14 protein-coding genes are annotated in these 14,963 nt (G+C 54.4%); 6 read left to right on the top strand and 8 right to left on the bottom strand.

All coding sequences use genetic code 11. The features are described from left to right. Positions 1-160: 160 nt before the first annotated feature. From TH63_RS13200 to TH63_RS13190, 3 genes are all read right to left on the bottom strand, one after another. Positions 161-805, bottom strand: a complete 645-nt coding sequence (locus tag TH63_RS13200) for an O-methyltransferase (RefSeq protein WP_048921353.1) — start codon at positions 803-805, stop codon at positions 161-163. 371 nt (positions 806-1,176) lie between these two features. Beyond that, a complete protein-coding gene (locus TH63_RS13195) occupies positions 1,177-1,770 on the bottom strand; it encodes a redoxin family protein (protein ID WP_048921352.1) in 594 nt (197 codons plus the stop codon). 82 nt (positions 1,771-1,852) lie between these two features. Further along, a complete protein-coding gene (locus TH63_RS13190) occupies positions 1,853-2,497 on the bottom strand; it encodes a 4'-phosphopantetheinyl transferase family protein (protein ID WP_076606659.1) in 645 nt (214 codons plus the stop codon). A 78-nt stretch (positions 2,498-2,575) separates the two neighbouring features. Here TH63_RS13190 and TH63_RS13185 point away from each other — a divergent pair, with 78 nt between their 5' ends. Genes TH63_RS13185 through folB form a run of 3 tightly spaced genes read left to right on the top strand, consistent with a single transcriptional unit; the run spans position 2,576 to position 4,905 of the window. Next, positions 2,576-3,505, top strand: coding sequence for a WD40 repeat domain-containing protein (locus TH63_RS13185; RefSeq protein WP_048921350.1), 930 nt, complete (start codon positions 2,576-2,578; stop codon positions 3,503-3,505). Continuing rightward, the gene (locus TH63_RS13180) at positions 3,502-4,530 is read left to right on the top strand and encodes a DivIVA domain-containing protein (RefSeq protein WP_048921349.1); all 1,029 of its coding nucleotides are present in this window, start codon (positions 3,502-3,504) and stop codon (positions 4,528-4,530) included. The genes TH63_RS13185 and TH63_RS13180 overlap by 4 nt, the downstream gene beginning before the upstream one ends. 12 nt (positions 4,531-4,542) lie before the next feature. After that, positions 4,543-4,905, top strand: coding sequence for a dihydroneopterin aldolase (gene folB / locus TH63_RS13175; protein ID WP_048921348.1), 363 nt, complete (start codon positions 4,543-4,545; stop codon positions 4,903-4,905). 219 nt (positions 4,906-5,124) lie between these two features. On the opposite strand, the gene TH63_RS13170 is transcribed toward folB, so the two are convergent. Then, positions 5,125-7,596 carry a penicillin-binding protein 1A gene (locus TH63_RS13170; RefSeq protein ID WP_053093808.1) on the bottom strand — a complete coding sequence of 824 codons (2,472 nt, stop codon included), beginning with the start codon at positions 7,594-7,596 and terminating at the stop codon, positions 5,125-5,127. A 309-nt stretch (positions 7,597-7,905) separates the two neighbouring features. Here TH63_RS13170 and TH63_RS13165 point away from each other — a divergent pair, with 309 nt between their 5' ends. Next, positions 7,906-8,946 carry an LLM class flavin-dependent oxidoreductase gene (locus TH63_RS13165; protein ID WP_048921347.1) on the top strand — a complete coding sequence of 347 codons (1,041 nt, stop codon included), beginning with the start codon at positions 7,906-7,908 and terminating at the stop codon, positions 8,944-8,946. Positions 8,947-8,988: 42 nt separating this feature from the next. Here TH63_RS13165 and TH63_RS13160 read toward each other — a convergent pair whose 3' ends face one another. The 4 genes from TH63_RS13160 to TH63_RS13145 all read right to left on the bottom strand — a co-directional run bounded on the left by TH63_RS13160 (position 8,989) and on the right by TH63_RS13145 (position 10,987). Continuing rightward, positions 8,989-9,723: a DUF72 domain-containing protein gene (locus TH63_RS13160; RefSeq protein ID WP_048921346.1), complete on the bottom strand. Its 735-nt coding sequence runs from the start codon at positions 9,721-9,723 to the stop codon at positions 8,989-8,991. Between the two features lie 95 nt (positions 9,724-9,818). Then, a complete protein-coding gene (locus tag TH63_RS13155) occupies positions 9,819-10,190 on the bottom strand; it encodes a hypothetical protein (protein ID WP_048921345.1) in 372 nt (123 codons plus the stop codon). Further along, entirely contained in the window at positions 10,163-10,459 is a 297-nt protein-coding gene (locus TH63_RS13150) for a hypothetical protein (RefSeq protein ID WP_048921344.1), read from the bottom strand. Before TH63_RS13150 ends, TH63_RS13155 begins: the two co-directional genes overlap by 28 nt. A 9-nt stretch (positions 10,460-10,468) precedes the next feature. Continuing rightward, complete coding sequence (locus tag TH63_RS13145) at positions 10,469-10,987, bottom strand: GAF domain-containing protein (RefSeq protein WP_048921343.1); 519 nt, start codon at positions 10,985-10,987, stop codon at positions 10,469-10,471. A 199-nt stretch (positions 10,988-11,186) separates the two neighbouring features. Here TH63_RS13145 and TH63_RS13140 point away from each other — a divergent pair, with 199 nt between their 5' ends. Both TH63_RS13140 and TH63_RS13135 read left to right on the top strand, forming a co-directional pair. Further along, complete coding sequence (locus TH63_RS13140; RefSeq protein WP_048921342.1) at positions 11,187-12,209, top strand: quinone-dependent dihydroorotate dehydrogenase; 1,023 nt, start codon at positions 11,187-11,189, stop codon at positions 12,207-12,209. Positions 12,210-12,293: 84 nt separating this feature from the next. Then, positions 12,294-14,939 carry an FtsK/SpoIIIE family DNA translocase gene (locus TH63_RS13135; protein ID WP_048922827.1) on the top strand — a complete coding sequence of 882 codons (2,646 nt, stop codon included), beginning with the start codon at positions 12,294-12,296 and terminating at the stop codon, positions 14,937-14,939. Positions 14,940-14,963: the final 24 nt, after the last annotated feature.

Here is a 14,963-nt window from a genome sequence, read left to right as displayed (position 1 = left end):
CGTGTAAAACTGGAGTTGGGCGCTTATAAACACCTATTGGGTAGCCAGTTGTAGCACGCGGTTCAACTACAAAGTAGGCGATTTTGGGAGGGAGAAGGAAGGCGGGCGGCGGTAAAATTTATCCACGCTCTTATCCACGGGCTTATCCACAAGTTGTGGATTACTTTTTCCGGGCCACCAAAATCCCGTCCCTGATGGGCAGGAGCAGGTTTTCTACGCGCGGGTCATCCTGCACCTTCTGGTTGAAGGCCAGCATCAGCTCGGTGTCCTTGTCCAGTTTGGGCCTGAATTTCTCTACCACTTTCCCGCTCCAAAGCACGTTGTCCGTGAGAATGAACCCGCCGGGCCGCACGTGATCGATGACCAGGTCATAGTAGAGCGCGTTGCTTTTTTTGTCGGCGTCAATAAACACCAAGTCCCATTGCTCTTCCAAGGTTGGAATCACCTCGGCCGCCTGACCAATGTGCAGTTGGATCTTCTGCTCCAGTCCAGCCTCTGCTATATACCGACGTACCATGTCCTCCAACTCGTCATTCACGTCAATGGTATGCAGCACGCCGTCCTGGGTCAGCCCCTCAGCCAGGCAAAGCGCCGAATAACCGGTGTAAGTTCCAATCTCCAGAATTCGGCGCGGGCGCAGCATCTGTGAGAACATGGCCAGCGTGCGCCCCTGCAAATGCCCCGACAGCATGCGCGGTTTCATCACGTTCAGGTGGGTCTCACGGTTGAGCCGGCGCAGAAGCGGTGACTCGGGTGAGGTATGGGCTTCGGCGTAGGCCTGCAGGTCTGGGTCCAGGAAATCCATCTTTTTAATTAGGAATTAAGAATTAAGAAAAGGGTGGGGCAAAGGTACGAGGGGAAAATGAGAAGTGCAGTTTTGGGTATAATTCTGGAAGTGAAGCCGAAATAGTGACTGGCAATGCCTACTTCCTCCCGCAAGTTTAGCGACAGCGTAACTTGAGGGTTTTCTTATGGTCAGTTTATCAACTGACGTGAGTTTTTAATCTCACTATATAGGCACCCACAAGTTACGCTGGCGGTAAACTTGCGGGAGAGAGCCTTTCTGCTTTTGGCCTACTTTCCAGAAAATAGCCCTAAAACAGAAAGACCCCATAGGTCTTTACAACCTGTGGGGTCTACTTAAAAGCAATTAGCAATCAACAATCGGCAATTCGTTTAAAATCGCTTGATCAAACAGCCCGTGGCCCGGCGTTCCGCTGAAGAAACAGATTTACCCGCCAGCACCGCGTCTAAGGCAGTAGCCAAGTAGCGGTCTTTCACGTAGGCCTCGGCTTGGGGGTTGTCATCAATGGCGCCTTTGTAGCGGAGGTAGAAGCCGTCCTGGGCGTTTTGCAGTACAAAAACCTCGGGGGCTTTGGTGGCACCAAACTTCTTGCTCAGTTGCTGGCCTTCGTCAATCAGGTAAGGGAAGCTGTTGGAGGTGGGTAGGTCGGGTTGGGCCTGGGCTGCTTCGCCGCCTTCCTCCAAGCCAATGTTCGTGTTCACGTAAACAAAACGCACGCCTTTGCCGGCATAGGCTTTGGAAAGGCTCTGGATACGGCCGTCATAAAGCTTGGCATACGGGCAGTTCACGCTGGTAAACACCACCACCAGCACCGGCGCGTCTTTGAAACTGTTCAGCTCAACCGACTGGTTCTGGGCGTTCTTTAATGTGAAGTTCTCCACCTTAGACCCTATGCGGTAGCCGTTTTGGGCAAAAGCCGCGCTGCTGAGGAGGAAGGCCAGGAGAAAGGTAAAATATCGGTTCATAGTCATAGGTTTACGGGGAATTATTTTTAGAAGCGAAACCCGCCAATTTATTAGGTAACGCTCAAATGGTTCATTCTGATGCTCAGGGTAAAGACGCCAGCAAATAGGTAAGCACAAATTCCGGATGTACGGCATACTGCACCGGGTACCGCTGGTTAAAAGTGGGGGTAAGCACCTGTCCCTCAAAAACACCGGCCTGTTGCCGGTGGAAGTCGCTGACCAGCAGCTGTTCCTTGAAAATCAGTTCCTTTTCCTGGTACACCTTGTAGAGCGTTTCCTTCGCGCTCCAGTACAACAGCACCTTTTCCAGATCGCCTTCTGAAGCCTTTAGTTCAGGCTCGTTCAGGAACCTCGGCGCCAGCCGCAGAATCTTCTCATGTCTTAATTCAATATCTATGCCAACTTGCGCAGAGCACGAAACCAGCGCCCCCACCCAGGGGCCCGAGTGCGTCAATGACACGTGCCACCCCGCCGCAGAGCAGACCGGCATGCCCGTTTCCTTGCGGTGCAGCATCACCGGCGGGGCCGACAGTTTTTCCAGCAGCGTGTAGGCCAGCAGACGCGCGGCCAGCCACTCGCGGGTGCGGGCCTCAGACTTGAAAACCGGAATATCATGGCCGGGCCGGAGGGCGAATAACTGTGCCTGCAACTGCTCTGCGGTTTCCTGCACATGCCAGAGGCCCAGCATGGTGGTAGGAGACAAAGAGGAGAGTTGGTGCAGGGGCATGGAAAGGAAATTACCGGTTTTTGGCCTGTTTTTGGTAAATTTAGGCAAAAATAGCTTCCCTTACTTTTCAGACACGCCATGGCCAGTCCGTTTCAGGTTCAGAAATTACACACGCTCACCGGCCACCAAGACTGCGTGTACGTTTTGGAGCAGGCCCCTGAATCGCAGAAGTTCTTTTCGGCGGGGGCCGATGGCATGGTGGCCCGCTGGGACCTGACCAAGCCCGAACTGGGCGAACTGGTGGCGCAGGTAAGCTCCAGCGTGTATGCTCTGCGGTACGTGCCCGAGCGTAACTGGCTTTTGATTGGCCATAACTTCAATAGCCTGGAGGTGCTGGACCTGGCCAGTAAAGCCATCGTGAAAACCATTCTGCTGCCGGCGGCCGCCATTTTTGACATCCGGTACGCCCATGAACTGCACCGAGCCTTTGTGGCCCTGGGCGATGGCTCCCTGGCAGTAGTGGATATGGAGAAGCTGGAAGTGGAAAAGGTGGTGCGGTTCTCTGAGAAAAGCACCCGTAGTCTGGCTCTGCACCCCGGCAAGCCTGAACTGGCCCTGGGCCTGAGCGACCATAGAATTTTGATTCTGGACCTGCACACGCTGGAAGTAAAGCAAACGTTAGAAGGGCATACGGGCTCGGTTTTCACGGTGGCCTATACCCCAGACGGCAGCTACCTGCTCAGCGGCAGCCGCGATGCCCACCTGCGGGTCTGGGACACGGAAAACAGTTACCAGGAACACACCAGCATCATAGCGCATTTGTTCACCCTGAACCACATTGCGTTCAGCCCCAACGGGCGGCTTTTTGCCACCTGCAGCATGGATAAATCTGTGAAGGTGTGGGATGCCCAGACCTTTAAATTATTGAAAGTGATTGACAAAGCCCGCCACGCCGGCCACGGTACCTCTGTCAACAAATTGTTTTGGTCGGCTCACTGGAATCAGTTAGTTTCGTGTAGTGATGACCGCAGCATTGCGGTTTGGGCGTTAACCTTGAAGGAAATATGAAGATTACACCGTTAGAAATCAGACAGAAAACGTTTGAGAAGGCGTTTAGGGGGTTGGACAAAGATGAGGTTCAGGCTTTTTTATTGACGCTTTCCCAGCAGTGGGAAAAGCTGCAGGACGAGAACAAAGACCTTAGAGTGAAGTTGGAGGTGGCCACCCGTGAAGTCCAGAAGCTGCGCGAAGTGGAATCTTCTTTATACAAAACCCTCAAGACCGCCGAAGACACCGGTAACAGCATGGTAGAGCAGGCCTCCAAAGCTGCCGACCTGCAGATTAGAGAAGCCCAACTACAGGCCGATCAGCTCCTGGATGCCGCCCGCCAGAAGGCCCGCAGCGTGGTAGACAACGCCTATCAGCAAGCCGAAAAAGCCATCACAGACATGCAAGCCGAGGTGAAGCATCTGGAGCAGGATTACCTGCGCCTGGAAGATTACCTGGAGAACATGGTGCGTGACTTGCAGAACATGGCCTCAGACGCCCTGGACAAGGTGGAGAAGACCAAAGCAAAACCAAAAACCTCTATTGGCAGTATCTTATCTAGGGCCGCACAGGCAAAAGTGCAGCGCCCAGGCCACGAAAAAGATACACACATGAACGCCTTCAATTCAACTTCTATACAGCCGGTAGCACCTGCCTCTATACCAAGCAACGCTTCTGCGCACACTTTCACAGATCAGCCCCAAGCTTATGAGATTGGCGGCGGCGGCGGTAGCCGGGAGTCTATCCCGTCTACGCCGGGCACCATTCCGCCCGTGCATATCCCTAACCCGGCGCCAGACGTACACCCGCGCACCCCGGAAATTGTGCCGCCAAGCACGCCGGTACGCCCCACTACCACGCCTCCTGAAATTGAGCCGGCCAAGCCAGAGGTTCCTTCTAAACCAGGTCCAACCCCGGTAGAGGAGCCAGAGCCAGAGCGGGAGCACCCACTTCCAGAAAAGCCAGAGGTACAACCTCCTTTGACTACCCAGGCTAAGCCCGCCGCGGCGGTAGCCGGCGGTGGTTCCTTCTTTGACGAGATCTAGGAAACGGTTTTTATGGGAGAAATTGCGCTGGAGGGCATGGAGTTCTTTGCCTTCCATGGCTATTATGACGAGGAGCAGAAGATAGGCAACAAGTACGGCGTGGACCTGTACATCCAAACCGATTTGCATGCCGCCGCCGCCTCAGATAACCTGGAAGCAACCGTTAACTACGAAAAACTCTACAAGCTGGTCCTCCATGAAATGAGCCTTCCGGCCCGTCTTCTGGAACACCTGGGCCACCGCATCATTGAAGGAATCCTGAATGAGTTTCCGTTTGTGCAGCAGGTGAAGGTGAGTGTCTCCAAGTTCAACCCGCCGCTGGGTGGCATCTGCCATAAAGCCAAGGTGACACTTGAGAAGCGTCAAGGCCAGTAACGTAGCCAAAACTGTTTTGAGCCTGTTTTCTTGAAAACGGCCCTGAAACGAAGCATAAAAAAAGCCTCACCCGTTAAGGATGAGGCTTTTTTGTCTGTAGAGACTTTGGTAGAGGCAATCCCTTGTGGTTGGCCTTTTTACGTTTGGTGAAAGCTTGTACAATGGTTATGCGTTAGGGCAAACACAAGGGATTGCCTGTACATTTCAAAATCTCCACCTTTACTCTCTGGACCAGCGGCCTCGGCCTTTGCCTCGTTTCTGTTCTTTCTCTAAATCCTCCTCCAGCTGTTCCTGCCAATCCTTTTTCTTTTTACCCTTTCCTTTAAAAAGATCCTTCAGCTTTTTACCGCTTTTCTTGAAGAACTCATCTACACCTCTGTCTTCTTCCTCAGGCATTTCGGTGTACACCGGCATAGGCGGCTGGAAGGCCGGGCAATTGAGATAGCCCTGCAGATGAGACGGTAAAGGCGAGAACCTGCTATACGCATAGGTCCTGAAATCACGGTCTTTGCCCACGCGCTGGAAGAAATTCCCCCAAATGGGCAGCGCGGTATTAGAACCCCCTCCCTGTTCCAGGTCGCGGAACCGGATGCGGCGGTCCTCGCCACCTACCCAGGCCCCAGCCACCAGGTCGGGCGTAAAACCGATAAACCAGCCATCAGCGTGCGATTGGGTGGTACCAGTCTTGCCGGCAATGTCCATGTTCAGGTTGTAATCGCGGCGCAGGCGCTGGCCGGTCCCTTCAGTGATCACGCTTTGCAGCATGGGTCTTAACAGAGCCGTGGCCTGGCTGGCCAGTACTTGCCGCCCTTGGCCGTTAGGGTTGGTTTGGTCCAGGAGCACTTTGCCGTTTCTGTCCACTATGCGCAGCAGGTAACGCGGTTTTACCTGGTAGCCGCCGTTGGCCAGGGTGCCGTAAGCAGCCACCATTTCCAGAAGGCTGGCATCGGCAGTACCTAAGGCCAGCGATGGAGTGGTAGGCAGGTCGCCGGTAATACCCATGTTCTTGGCCAGTTGCACAATCTTGGGTATGCCTACCTGCATGGCCACGTTCACGGCCACCACGTTCACGCTTTGCGCCAGGGCACCCTGCATGGAGTAGGCGCCGCCGTACTGATCGTCTGAGTTCTTGGGCGACCAGTTTTCGTACTCGTGAAACACCACGCGGTCATTGGGGAAGTAGGAGCAGGGCGCAATGCCGCGGTCCAGGGCCGCCGCAAACACCAACGGCTTAAAGGTGGAGCCTACCTGCCTTCTGGACCGCACGTGGTCATACTGGAAGAAATTGTGGTTGATGCCGCCCACCCACGCACGCACGTAGCCGCTACGGGGTTCCATGGCCACAAAACCCGCATTAAGGTAGCGCAGATAATGCCGAAGCGAGTCCATGGGGCTCATGGTGCGGGAAACCGCGCCGCGCCACCTGAAGATCTCCATGGGTCGGGGAGTGTTGAAGATCTTGTCTATCTCTTTGTCTGACAACCCCGCAGCCTTGTGGCGCTTGTAGCGCAGAGACCGTTCTTTGGCGGCTTTCAGGATATCGGGCTGGCCCGCCAGAGGAGAACTTTTGCCCCAGTGCTTGTCAAAATCCAGCTGCAGGGCGAACATGCGCTGCTTGAGAGCCTGCTCAGCGTGGCGCTGCAGGCGGCTGTCAATGGTGGTATAGATCTTGAGGCCGTCATTGTACAGGTTATAGGGCTCGCCCTCGCGGTTTTCCTGCTGGGCCGCCCATTTGGTCAGTTCCCCGCGCAGGTGCTCCCTGAAATAGGTGGCTAGGCCGCTGTGGTGGGAGTATGGGTTGTATTTGACCTTGAGAGGTTGGCCCTGAAAGTGGTTTTTCTGGTCCGGGGTAAGGTAGCCGTATTTGGCCATCTGGGCCAGCACTACGTTTCTTCGTTGCCGCGAGCGCTCCGGATTGATGCGAGGATTATAGGTGGTGGTGGCCTTGAGCATGCCAATGAGGGTGGCGGCCTCCTCAGTTTTCAAGGAGTCTGCCGAGGTGTTGAAGAATCGGCGGGCCGCCGATTCAATGCCGTACACGTTTCCGCCCATGGGCACGGTGTTCAGATACAGCGTCAGGATCTCTTCTTTGGTGTAAATGGCCTCAAAACGGCGGGCCAGAATGACCTCGCGCATCTTGTTCACGGGCATAGAGAGAAAGCCCAGGTCCTTGCGCGGGAACAGGTTCTTGGCCAGCTGCTGACTAAGGGTACTTCCCCCGCCGGAGCTTTCTTCCTGCATTAAAAGGCTTTTGATGAACACGCGGGCCAGGCTTCGGTAATCCACGCCGTCATGCTCGTAAAAGCGCACGTCTTCGGTGGCAATTAGGGCGTCAATGGCGGGTTTGGCAATGTCCTGGAACTTCACGTTGGTCCGGTCCTGGATAAAATAGCGGCCAATAAGCACGCTGTCAGCGGTGTAGACCTCAGAGGGCATGTCATTCTGCACGTCTTTGAGTTGCCGCTTGGTGGGCAGCCAGCCAAACAACCCGAAGTACACCGCCAGGTAGAAAAGGAACAGCACCAGCAGCACCGCCGTTACGGCCTTGCCCAAAACGCGCATCCAGCCGCGGTGGTCCAGCGACCGCCAGTAGGTCATGGTCAGTTTAGGGGCATGACGTATGCGCCACCGGTGCCAGTGGGTATTGATCCAGTCTGAGAAGCTCCCGAAGTAAGAATTGAAAAAGGGCATGCGCTATGAACGTATAAACCGAGGCAAAGGCTATGCTTCCCCCAAGGATACTGGCCGGGTTGCACCGTTTTAGGCCTGTTTTTCCTAAAATGGCCGTAAAATAGAAGGGCTGAAACAGGGCAAGTACCCGTAAGCCCACAGGAAGCAAGCGTATTTGTAAGGCCTAAACGCCTACCGGTGCCAGGAAAGTATACGCCGTTTTAGGCCTGTTTTCACGGAAATGGGCCCAAAACGCAAACCACCCCCAGCGAATAAACCGTCGGCAACAGGCACCTTGGCGCGAAGAACATTATTAAATAGAATAGAAGTATGACCCAGGCGAAGAAAATAAAATTAAGTTTGTTGGACCAGTCGCCAGTGAGGGCGGGCGGAACGGCAGAGCAGGCGTTGCAGGAAACCCTGCAATTGGCGCAGTTGGCAGACCGTCTGGGCTACACCCGTTTCTGGGTCTCTGAGCACCACAACACGTTAGGCCTGGCCGGGCCTGTGCCCGAAGTCCTAATTCCGCATTTGGCGGCTCATACCCAACACCTGCGCATTGGCTCGGGCGGGGTCATGCTGCCGCACTACAGTGCCCTGAAAGTAGCGGAGAATTTCCGGTTACTGGAAGCCCTGTACCCTAACCGCATTGACCTGGGCATTGGCCGCGCGCCCGGCACCGACCGCCGGACCGCCGCCTTGCTCAACCCCTACAACCAGTTCAACGAGCAGGATTTTGTGGACCAACTCATGGACCTGGACCGGTTCCTGCAGGACGGGTTGAATGGCTCTGAAGCTGGCAACGTGAAAGTGACGCCCCGGTCGGCGACTACGCCCGAGCGCTGGCTCTTGAGTTCAAGCGGGCAGAGCGGCGTGTTTGCGGCTCACTTCGGGATGGGTTTTTCCTTCGCCCATTTCATCAACCCCAACGGCGGCCCCGAGATGATGCACGCCTACCAGACCCGGTTCAGCCCCTCAGCCCTTCTGAAAAAGCCGGCCGGTAACTTCGGGATCTTTGTCTTGTGCGCCGACACCCAAGAAAAGGCCGAGGAACTGCAACTCTCCATGGACATGCTCATGCTGCACATCAGGCAAGGCAAAGCCGGAGGGGTGCCCTCTCTGGAAACGGCCAAGGCTTTTTATGAGGATTTAGCGCCCGATGAACTGGCCCAGGTGCAATACAACCGCCAGCGCCTGGTGGTGGGTACGCCAGACACGGTCAAAGCAAAATTAGATGCCTTAGCCGAAGCCTACCAGGTAGACGAGATTGTGGTGGTCACCATCACCTATGATTTCCAGGACCGCCTACGCAGCTATGAACTGTTGGCAGAGGCATATGGGTTGGAAAGGCGTTCTGAGTCTATAGTCTGATTTTCGTTTCGAGGCTGTTTTTGGAAAACGGCCTCAAAATGCTTACTCCCGCACCAGCTCCTGCAGCCGGATGGCATTGACCGGGGCGTGGCCGTTAATGTCATTGTCAAAGTACACGTATACGTCTTTCCCTTCCCGGGCCCAGGTGCGGCAATGGGCGGCCCAGTTCTGCAGGGCTTCCTCTGAGTAACTGCCATTGTATTTGCCTTCGGGGCCGTGCAGCCGGATGTAGACAAAATCGGCGGTGACTTCTATAGGCGATTGGTGGCCGGCCAGGTCATAAATGCAGAAGGCGTGGTTGTGCTCCTGCAGCAGTTGGTACACTTCTTCCTGGTACCAACTGGGGTCCCTGAACTCAAAGGTATAGCGGTGGTAGGGCGGCAGGGCCTTCAGGAAATTCTGGAACCGATCCAGGTTCAGGCGCCAGGCAGGCGGCAGTTGGAATAGAATGGGTCCCAGTTTCTCTTTTAACGCCTGCGCGTTGCCCAACAACAGAGAAAGTCCCTGCTGCGGGTCTTTGAGTTTCTTCATGTGCGTGATGTAGCGACTGGCCTTTACCGCAAAGATGAAGTCTTCGGGCACGCTGGCGTACCAGGCGGCAAAGGTCTCGGCAGAAGGTAACCTGTAAAAGGAATTGTTGATCTCCACCGTCTTAAAATACCGCAGGTAGTACTCCGTGAATTGTTTGGAGGTAACGCCCGAGGGGTAGAAATTGCCCTTCCAGTGGTTGTAGTGCCACCCCGAGGTGCCAATATATATGTGTCCCTTTTCTTCCATCGCCCTGTTTATACCAGACAGACGAGAAGGAGGTTGGGCTGAGCAGCGCGTTTTGGGCCTGTTTTTACGGAAACAGCCCTAAAACAGCCCACGGGTTACTTATTCAAAAAGCGGTAGAAAATAAAACCTCCTATGGCGTACAGCACTACGTCCCAAAGATCTGGGGTGTAGCGGGGCAGGAACAGCGGGAAGAAAACCTCAAAGGCCAAAGCCACATAAACTACCGCAAAAGCCACCTGGTAGTTGGTAAACCGCACGGCGGGGCCGAAAAGTGCCCGCATGAAAAAAAGGGTGACGGTGAGGAGAAGGGGCAGGCAAAGGAGGTCGTCCAGGTAATGCCGCACCCAGGAAGCCCGCGGAACGGACAGCCAGGCTAAAATACGGTGGCCCAAGTACAGGGCGGCCAGAACCCAGAAAAGGGGAGTAAAGGTGGCCCAGCTTAACCGGCCAGCAGCGCGATGAGCCATAAGATAAAAGACATAATGCCCACAAACGCCAACTGAAAGCCAAGCCCAATCCCTTTATAGAACTTGGTGAAGGCAGAGTCTTGCGGGTCTATCTGAATGAAGTCTACCGTAAAGCGGTTGTTCTCCTCGGTCTTGCGTTGCGCCTGGGCTTTGAGGCGTTCCGCGGCGGCGGGGTCCAGCAGGTTGTGGCAATGCTCACACCGGTCCGTAGGGTTTCTTTGCCAGACAGACCATTGGGCGCAGTGGGGGCACTTTTTGCTGGCTTTCATAGACGTAGGTTACGCAGATGCTTCTAACAACTCCTCTAGCGGAGGAGATAGAATACTGAGAATGAGTTCAATAAGGGTAGGGTTGGCCAGCGGTTCCTGATGCATGAGGGTTACCAGGCCGGTAACCTCCCCAGTTGCATTCAGGAGCGGAGCCCCAAAATAACTGTCAATGCCATAAAGGCTCAGGTACTCATCGGTGGGGAAGAGGGCTTGGGTATCTCTGGGGAAGTAGCAGATCTCGTGCTTCTGGACCAACTCACAGGGGGTGCCTGCAAGGGAATAGGTAATTTGCTCAAAGGTTAAGGTGCCATCCACTAACAGCCCCAGACTGGTCATTTCCTCTGGTTGAGGCCCTTTCCGGCTGACAAGGATGAATTTGGCCCGGGAATGCTGATACAGGAAAAGCAGCACGTCCCTTATAAAAGTAGGCTGGTGGCTTTCTTCGGCCAGGGCCACGGCGGCATCTAAAATCGTTTTCTCCTCGGCTGACCAGGTAACCTCCAACTTTGAATTCAATAACTCTACCATCGTCCTCTTCCTAAATTTACCAAGATGTAGCAAAGTTCGTGCCTTTTGCAGTATTCTACAAAAAGTATATGAATCATTTTAGTCTGCCACTGTAAGAGTAACGCGGTTAAGTGTTTAATATTGGAAGAGCGTCCGCAAGATTACACGAAAGGCAGGTAGAACCCGGGTATTTTTTATCTTTGCCTAAACCCTTGCCACCGTGTATAAAGAACTCCTCAGACCGCTGCTGTTTAAACTTGACCCTGAAAAGGTCCACCACCTCACCACCGCTGCCTTAAAAAGTGCCTACCACCTGCCACTGGCCAAGTCTATCAGCAAGAGCCTGTTTCAGGTAACGGACCCGCGGCTGGAGCGGAAGGTGTTTGGGCTGACGTTCCCTAATCCCGTGGGGCTGGCCGCCGGCTTTGACAAAGACGCCCGCATGATTGATGAGTTCGCGGAGCTGGGGTTTGGGTTTATTGAGATTGGCACGCTTACCCCCAAGGCCCAGGAGGGGAACCCAAAGCCGCGCCTGTTCCGGTTGCCGCAAGACGGCGCCATCATCAACCGCATGGGCTTCAACAATGAGGGCGTAGACAAAGCCGTGGAGCGCCTGCGGAGCCGGAAGAGTAACGTGATAGTGGGCGGCAACATTGGCAAGAACAAGGTCACGCCCAATGAGCAGGCCCTGCAGGATTACCTGTATTGCTTTGATGCGCTCTATGACGTGGTAGATTATTTTGTGGTAAACGTGAGCTCGCCCAATACCCCAGACCTGCGGGCTCTGCAGGAAAAGGAACCGCTTCTGGACCTGCTGAGCAACCTGCAGAACCGCAACCAGGGCAAAGCCAAGCCCCTGCTCCTGAAAATTGCCCCCGACCTGAACCAGGCGCAGCTGGATGACATTGTGGAGATTGCCGTCCAGACCCAGCTTTCTGGGGTCATCGCCACCAACACCACCATTAGCCGGGCCGGGCTGACCACCTCTCCGGAGCGCATTGCCCAGATTGGCGCCGGCGGCCTGAGCGGAAAACCCTTGACCCATGCCTCTACTGAGGTAGTACGGTACCTACGCCAGCAGTTGCCTGAGGAAGTAAGAATAATAGGCGTGGGCGGCATCATGAACCCGCAGGACGCGCTGGACAAGCTTTCGGCCGGGGCCGATTTAGTGCAATTGTACACCGGTTTCATTTACGAGGGGCCGGGTTTGATAAAGCAGATTAACCAGCGCCTGCTGAAGTAAATACTATATTTTATAAACCATATACTGCCAAAATGTTCAAGGCTTATTGAACGGAATAGTGTAGATTTGAAGTTTGGAGACAGCATGGCAACGAACACATATAAACGGGAAGTAGGGACTGGTCCGCGGCCAAAGAATACGCCCCGCACGCAGAATGAACCGAAGGGAAGAACGGAAACAAAAGCCCCCAAAGAGCCGAAAGCACCTAGGAAACCTTTCCAGACCCCGCAACTATCTTTCACTTTTTTCAAAGACCGACGGCTGCAGCTGTTCATCGGGTTTTTCTTCCTGCTTTCTTCGCTGTACCTGACCATTGCCTTTGTCTCGTTCCTGTTCACGGGTGCCGCAGACCAGAGCATTGTGGAATCGGTGACCACCGAGGACGTGAAAGCCGCCGGCCTGGAGTCTGAGAACTGGCTGGGTCTGTTTGGGGCCTGGGTGTCAGACTACTTCATTAACCGCTGGTTTGGGGTTGCCTCCTTCTTTTTTGTGCCCATCATTTTCTACATAGGATACCGGATTGTGTTCCGGCGCACCACCATCACTTTCTCATCGGTCATGACCCTTTGCCTCTTCGGGCTGTTGTGGGGTTGCGTGACTGCCGGGTACCTGGTGCTCATGAACAGTTCGGCCGCCGATTTCGGGTTTATGAGCGGCGCCATTGGTTATGAATCTGCCCTGTGGCTCCAAAGCCTGCTGGGTTGGGGAACCGGTCTGCTGCTGGCCTTTGCGCTCATTGCCTTTGTGATGTTCTTCTTCAATATCACTACGCTTAACCGTCCTCGCATTGCCCGGCCTTCTGCTGCTCCCGCTGTTGCCGCGGAAGACAGAGCTGAATCCGGTGTCTATGCCTCGCCGTCCATGGCGGGCATGAACCACATGACTAATCCATCAGGCTCGTTTGCCGCCCAGCAAGAAGAGGAAGAGGAAACCATTTACCCGGCGCCGTTCGCGCTGCAGAACCAGGAAGAGCAGGAGGAGGAGGAAGAGTATTATGATGAAGATGAACTGCTGGAGGAAGAAGAGCCGGAGGACGAATTATTTGCCGTCAATGAATTACCGGTTACCCCTAGAGTAAGCACCCCTTCCTTAGCCCTGGAAGTAGAGCAGGACGAAGACGTGCTGCTGGAGGACGATTTTGAAGACGAGGAGGAAGAGGAAGTAGAACTGGCCATTGCCAAGGTTCCTTTGGAAGAAGAGGCCGACACGCTGGTGAGCGAGAATTATGACCCAACGCTAGACCTGCCGCGCTACCAATACCCCTCCATTGACCTGCTCACCGACTACGGCGTGGGCAAGGTACAAGTGACTAAAGAAGAGCTGGAAGCTAACAAAGACAAGATTGTAGAGACCCTGGGCAATTACAGCATTGGGATTGCTTCCATTAAAGCCACCATCGGGCCCACCGTGACCCTGTATGAGATTGTACCCGAAGCCGGCGTGCGGATCTCCAAAATCAAGAGCCTGGAAGACGACATCGCCCTGAGCTTAGCCGCCCTGGGTATCCGGATCATTGCGCCCATCCCGGGCAAGGGAACAATTGGTATTGAGGTGCCCAACAAGAAAAAGGAGATGGTGTCCATCAAATCCATTCTGAGCACTGAGAAGTTCATGAAGAGCGAGATGGAACTGCCTATCGCCTTCGGGAAAACCATCACCAATGAGGTCTTTATCACCGATCTTGCCAAAATGCCCCACTTACTCATGGCGGGTGCCACGGGTCAGGGTAAATCAGTGGGTCTGAACGCTATTTTGACTTCTTTGCTGTACAAGCGCCACCCGTCGCAATTGAAGTTTGTGCTGGTGGATCCTAAAAAGGTGGAGTTATCGTTGTTCAACAAGATTGAGCGCCACTTCCTGGCCAAACTACCCGATACCGACGAGGCCATCATCACCGACACCAAAAAGGTAGTGAACACGCTCAACTCGCTCTGCATGGAGATGGACCAGCGCTATGACCTCCTCAAAGACGCCGGTTGCCGTAACCTGAAGGAGTACAACCTTAAGTTTGTGGAGCGCCGCCTCAACCCCAAGAAGGGCCACAAGTTCATGCCCTACATCGTGCTGGTAATTGATGAGTTAGCCGACTTGATGATGACCGCCGGAAAAGAGGTGGAAACGCCTATCGCGCGTCTGGCGCAGCTGGCCAGGGCCATCGGGATTCACCTGGTGGTGGCTACGCAGCGTCCGTCGGTGAACGTGATCACCGGTATCATCAAGGCCAACTTCCCGGCCCGTATCTCCTTTAAGGTAACGTCCAAGATTGACTCCCGTACCATTCTGGATACCGGCGGCGCCGATCAGTTGATTGGCCAGGGGGACATGCTGTTCTCATTAGGTTCAGATTTGATACGAGTGCAGTGCGCGTTCGTGGATACCCCCGAGGTGGACCGCATCTGTGATTTCATTGGCGAACAACAGGGCTATTCAGATGCGTATCTGTTGCCGGAATTTGTGGGTGATGAAAGCGGCAATGACAAAGCCGAGTTTGACCCTAGTAACAAGGATGCCATGTTTGAAGAAGCTGCCCGCATTGTGGTCACGCACCAGCAGGGTAGCACGTCTTTACTGCAGCGCCGCCTGAAACTGGGCTATAACCGCGCGGGACGTTTGATAGACCAATTAGAGGCCGCCGGCGTGGTAGGCCCGTTTGAGGGAAGCAAGGCCCGCGAAGTTTTAATTCCGGATGAGTACAGTTTGGAACAGTTATTGAATAGCATGCAACCGTAGTATACTATGACTGCATTTCATTCA

Source organism: Rufibacter radiotolerans, from assembly GCF_001078055.1.
Lineage (GTDB): Bacteria > Bacteroidota > Bacteroidia > Cytophagales > Hymenobacteraceae > Nibribacter > Nibribacter radiotolerans.
Note: the sequence above shows the minus strand (reverse complement) of the source record. Positions and strands in the feature narration are given on the sequence as shown.

Excerpts from the sequence above, each read along its gene's own strand:
- TH63_RS13170 (WP_053093808.1), bottom strand. The coding sequence starts at position 7,596 with ATGCCCTTTTTCAATTCTTACTTCGGGAGCTTCTCAGACTGGATCAAT.
- TH63_RS13200 (WP_048921353.1), bottom strand. The coding sequence starts at position 805 with ATGGATTTCCTGGACCCAGACCTGCAGGCCTACGCCGAAGCCCATACC.
- TH63_RS13195 (WP_048921352.1), bottom strand. The coding sequence starts at position 1,770 with ATGAACCGATATTTTACCTTTCTCCTGGCCTTCCTCCTCAGCAGCGCG.
- TH63_RS13185 (WP_048921350.1), top strand. The coding sequence starts at position 2,576 with ATGGCCAGTCCGTTTCAGGTTCAGAAATTACACACGCTCACCGGCCAC.
- TH63_RS13160 (WP_048921346.1), bottom strand. The coding sequence starts at position 9,723 with ATGGAAGAAAAGGGACACATATATATTGGCACCTCGGGGTGGCACTAC.
- TH63_RS13190 (WP_076606659.1), bottom strand. The coding sequence starts at position 2,497 with ATGCCCCTGCACCAACTCTCCTCTTTGTCTCCTACCACCATGCTGGGC.
- TH63_RS13155 (WP_048921345.1), bottom strand. The coding sequence starts at position 10,190 with ATGGCTCATCGCGCTGCTGGCCGGTTAAGCTGGGCCACCTTTACTCCC.
- TH63_RS13150 (WP_048921344.1), bottom strand. The coding sequence starts at position 10,459 with ATGAAAGCCAGCAAAAAGTGCCCCCACTGCGCCCAATGGTCTGTCTGG.
- TH63_RS13145 (WP_048921343.1), bottom strand. The coding sequence starts at position 10,987 with ATGGTAGAGTTATTGAATTCAAAGTTGGAGGTTACCTGGTCAGCCGAG.
- TH63_RS13135 (WP_048922827.1), top strand. The coding sequence starts at position 12,294 with ATGGCAACGAACACATATAAACGGGAAGTAGGGACTGGTCCGCGGCCA.
- TH63_RS13165 (WP_048921347.1), top strand. The coding sequence starts at position 7,906 with ATGACCCAGGCGAAGAAAATAAAATTAAGTTTGTTGGACCAGTCGCCA.
- folB (WP_048921348.1), top strand. The coding sequence starts at position 4,543 with ATGGGAGAAATTGCGCTGGAGGGCATGGAGTTCTTTGCCTTCCATGGC.
- TH63_RS13180 (WP_048921349.1), top strand. The coding sequence starts at position 3,502 with ATGAAGATTACACCGTTAGAAATCAGACAGAAAACGTTTGAGAAGGCG.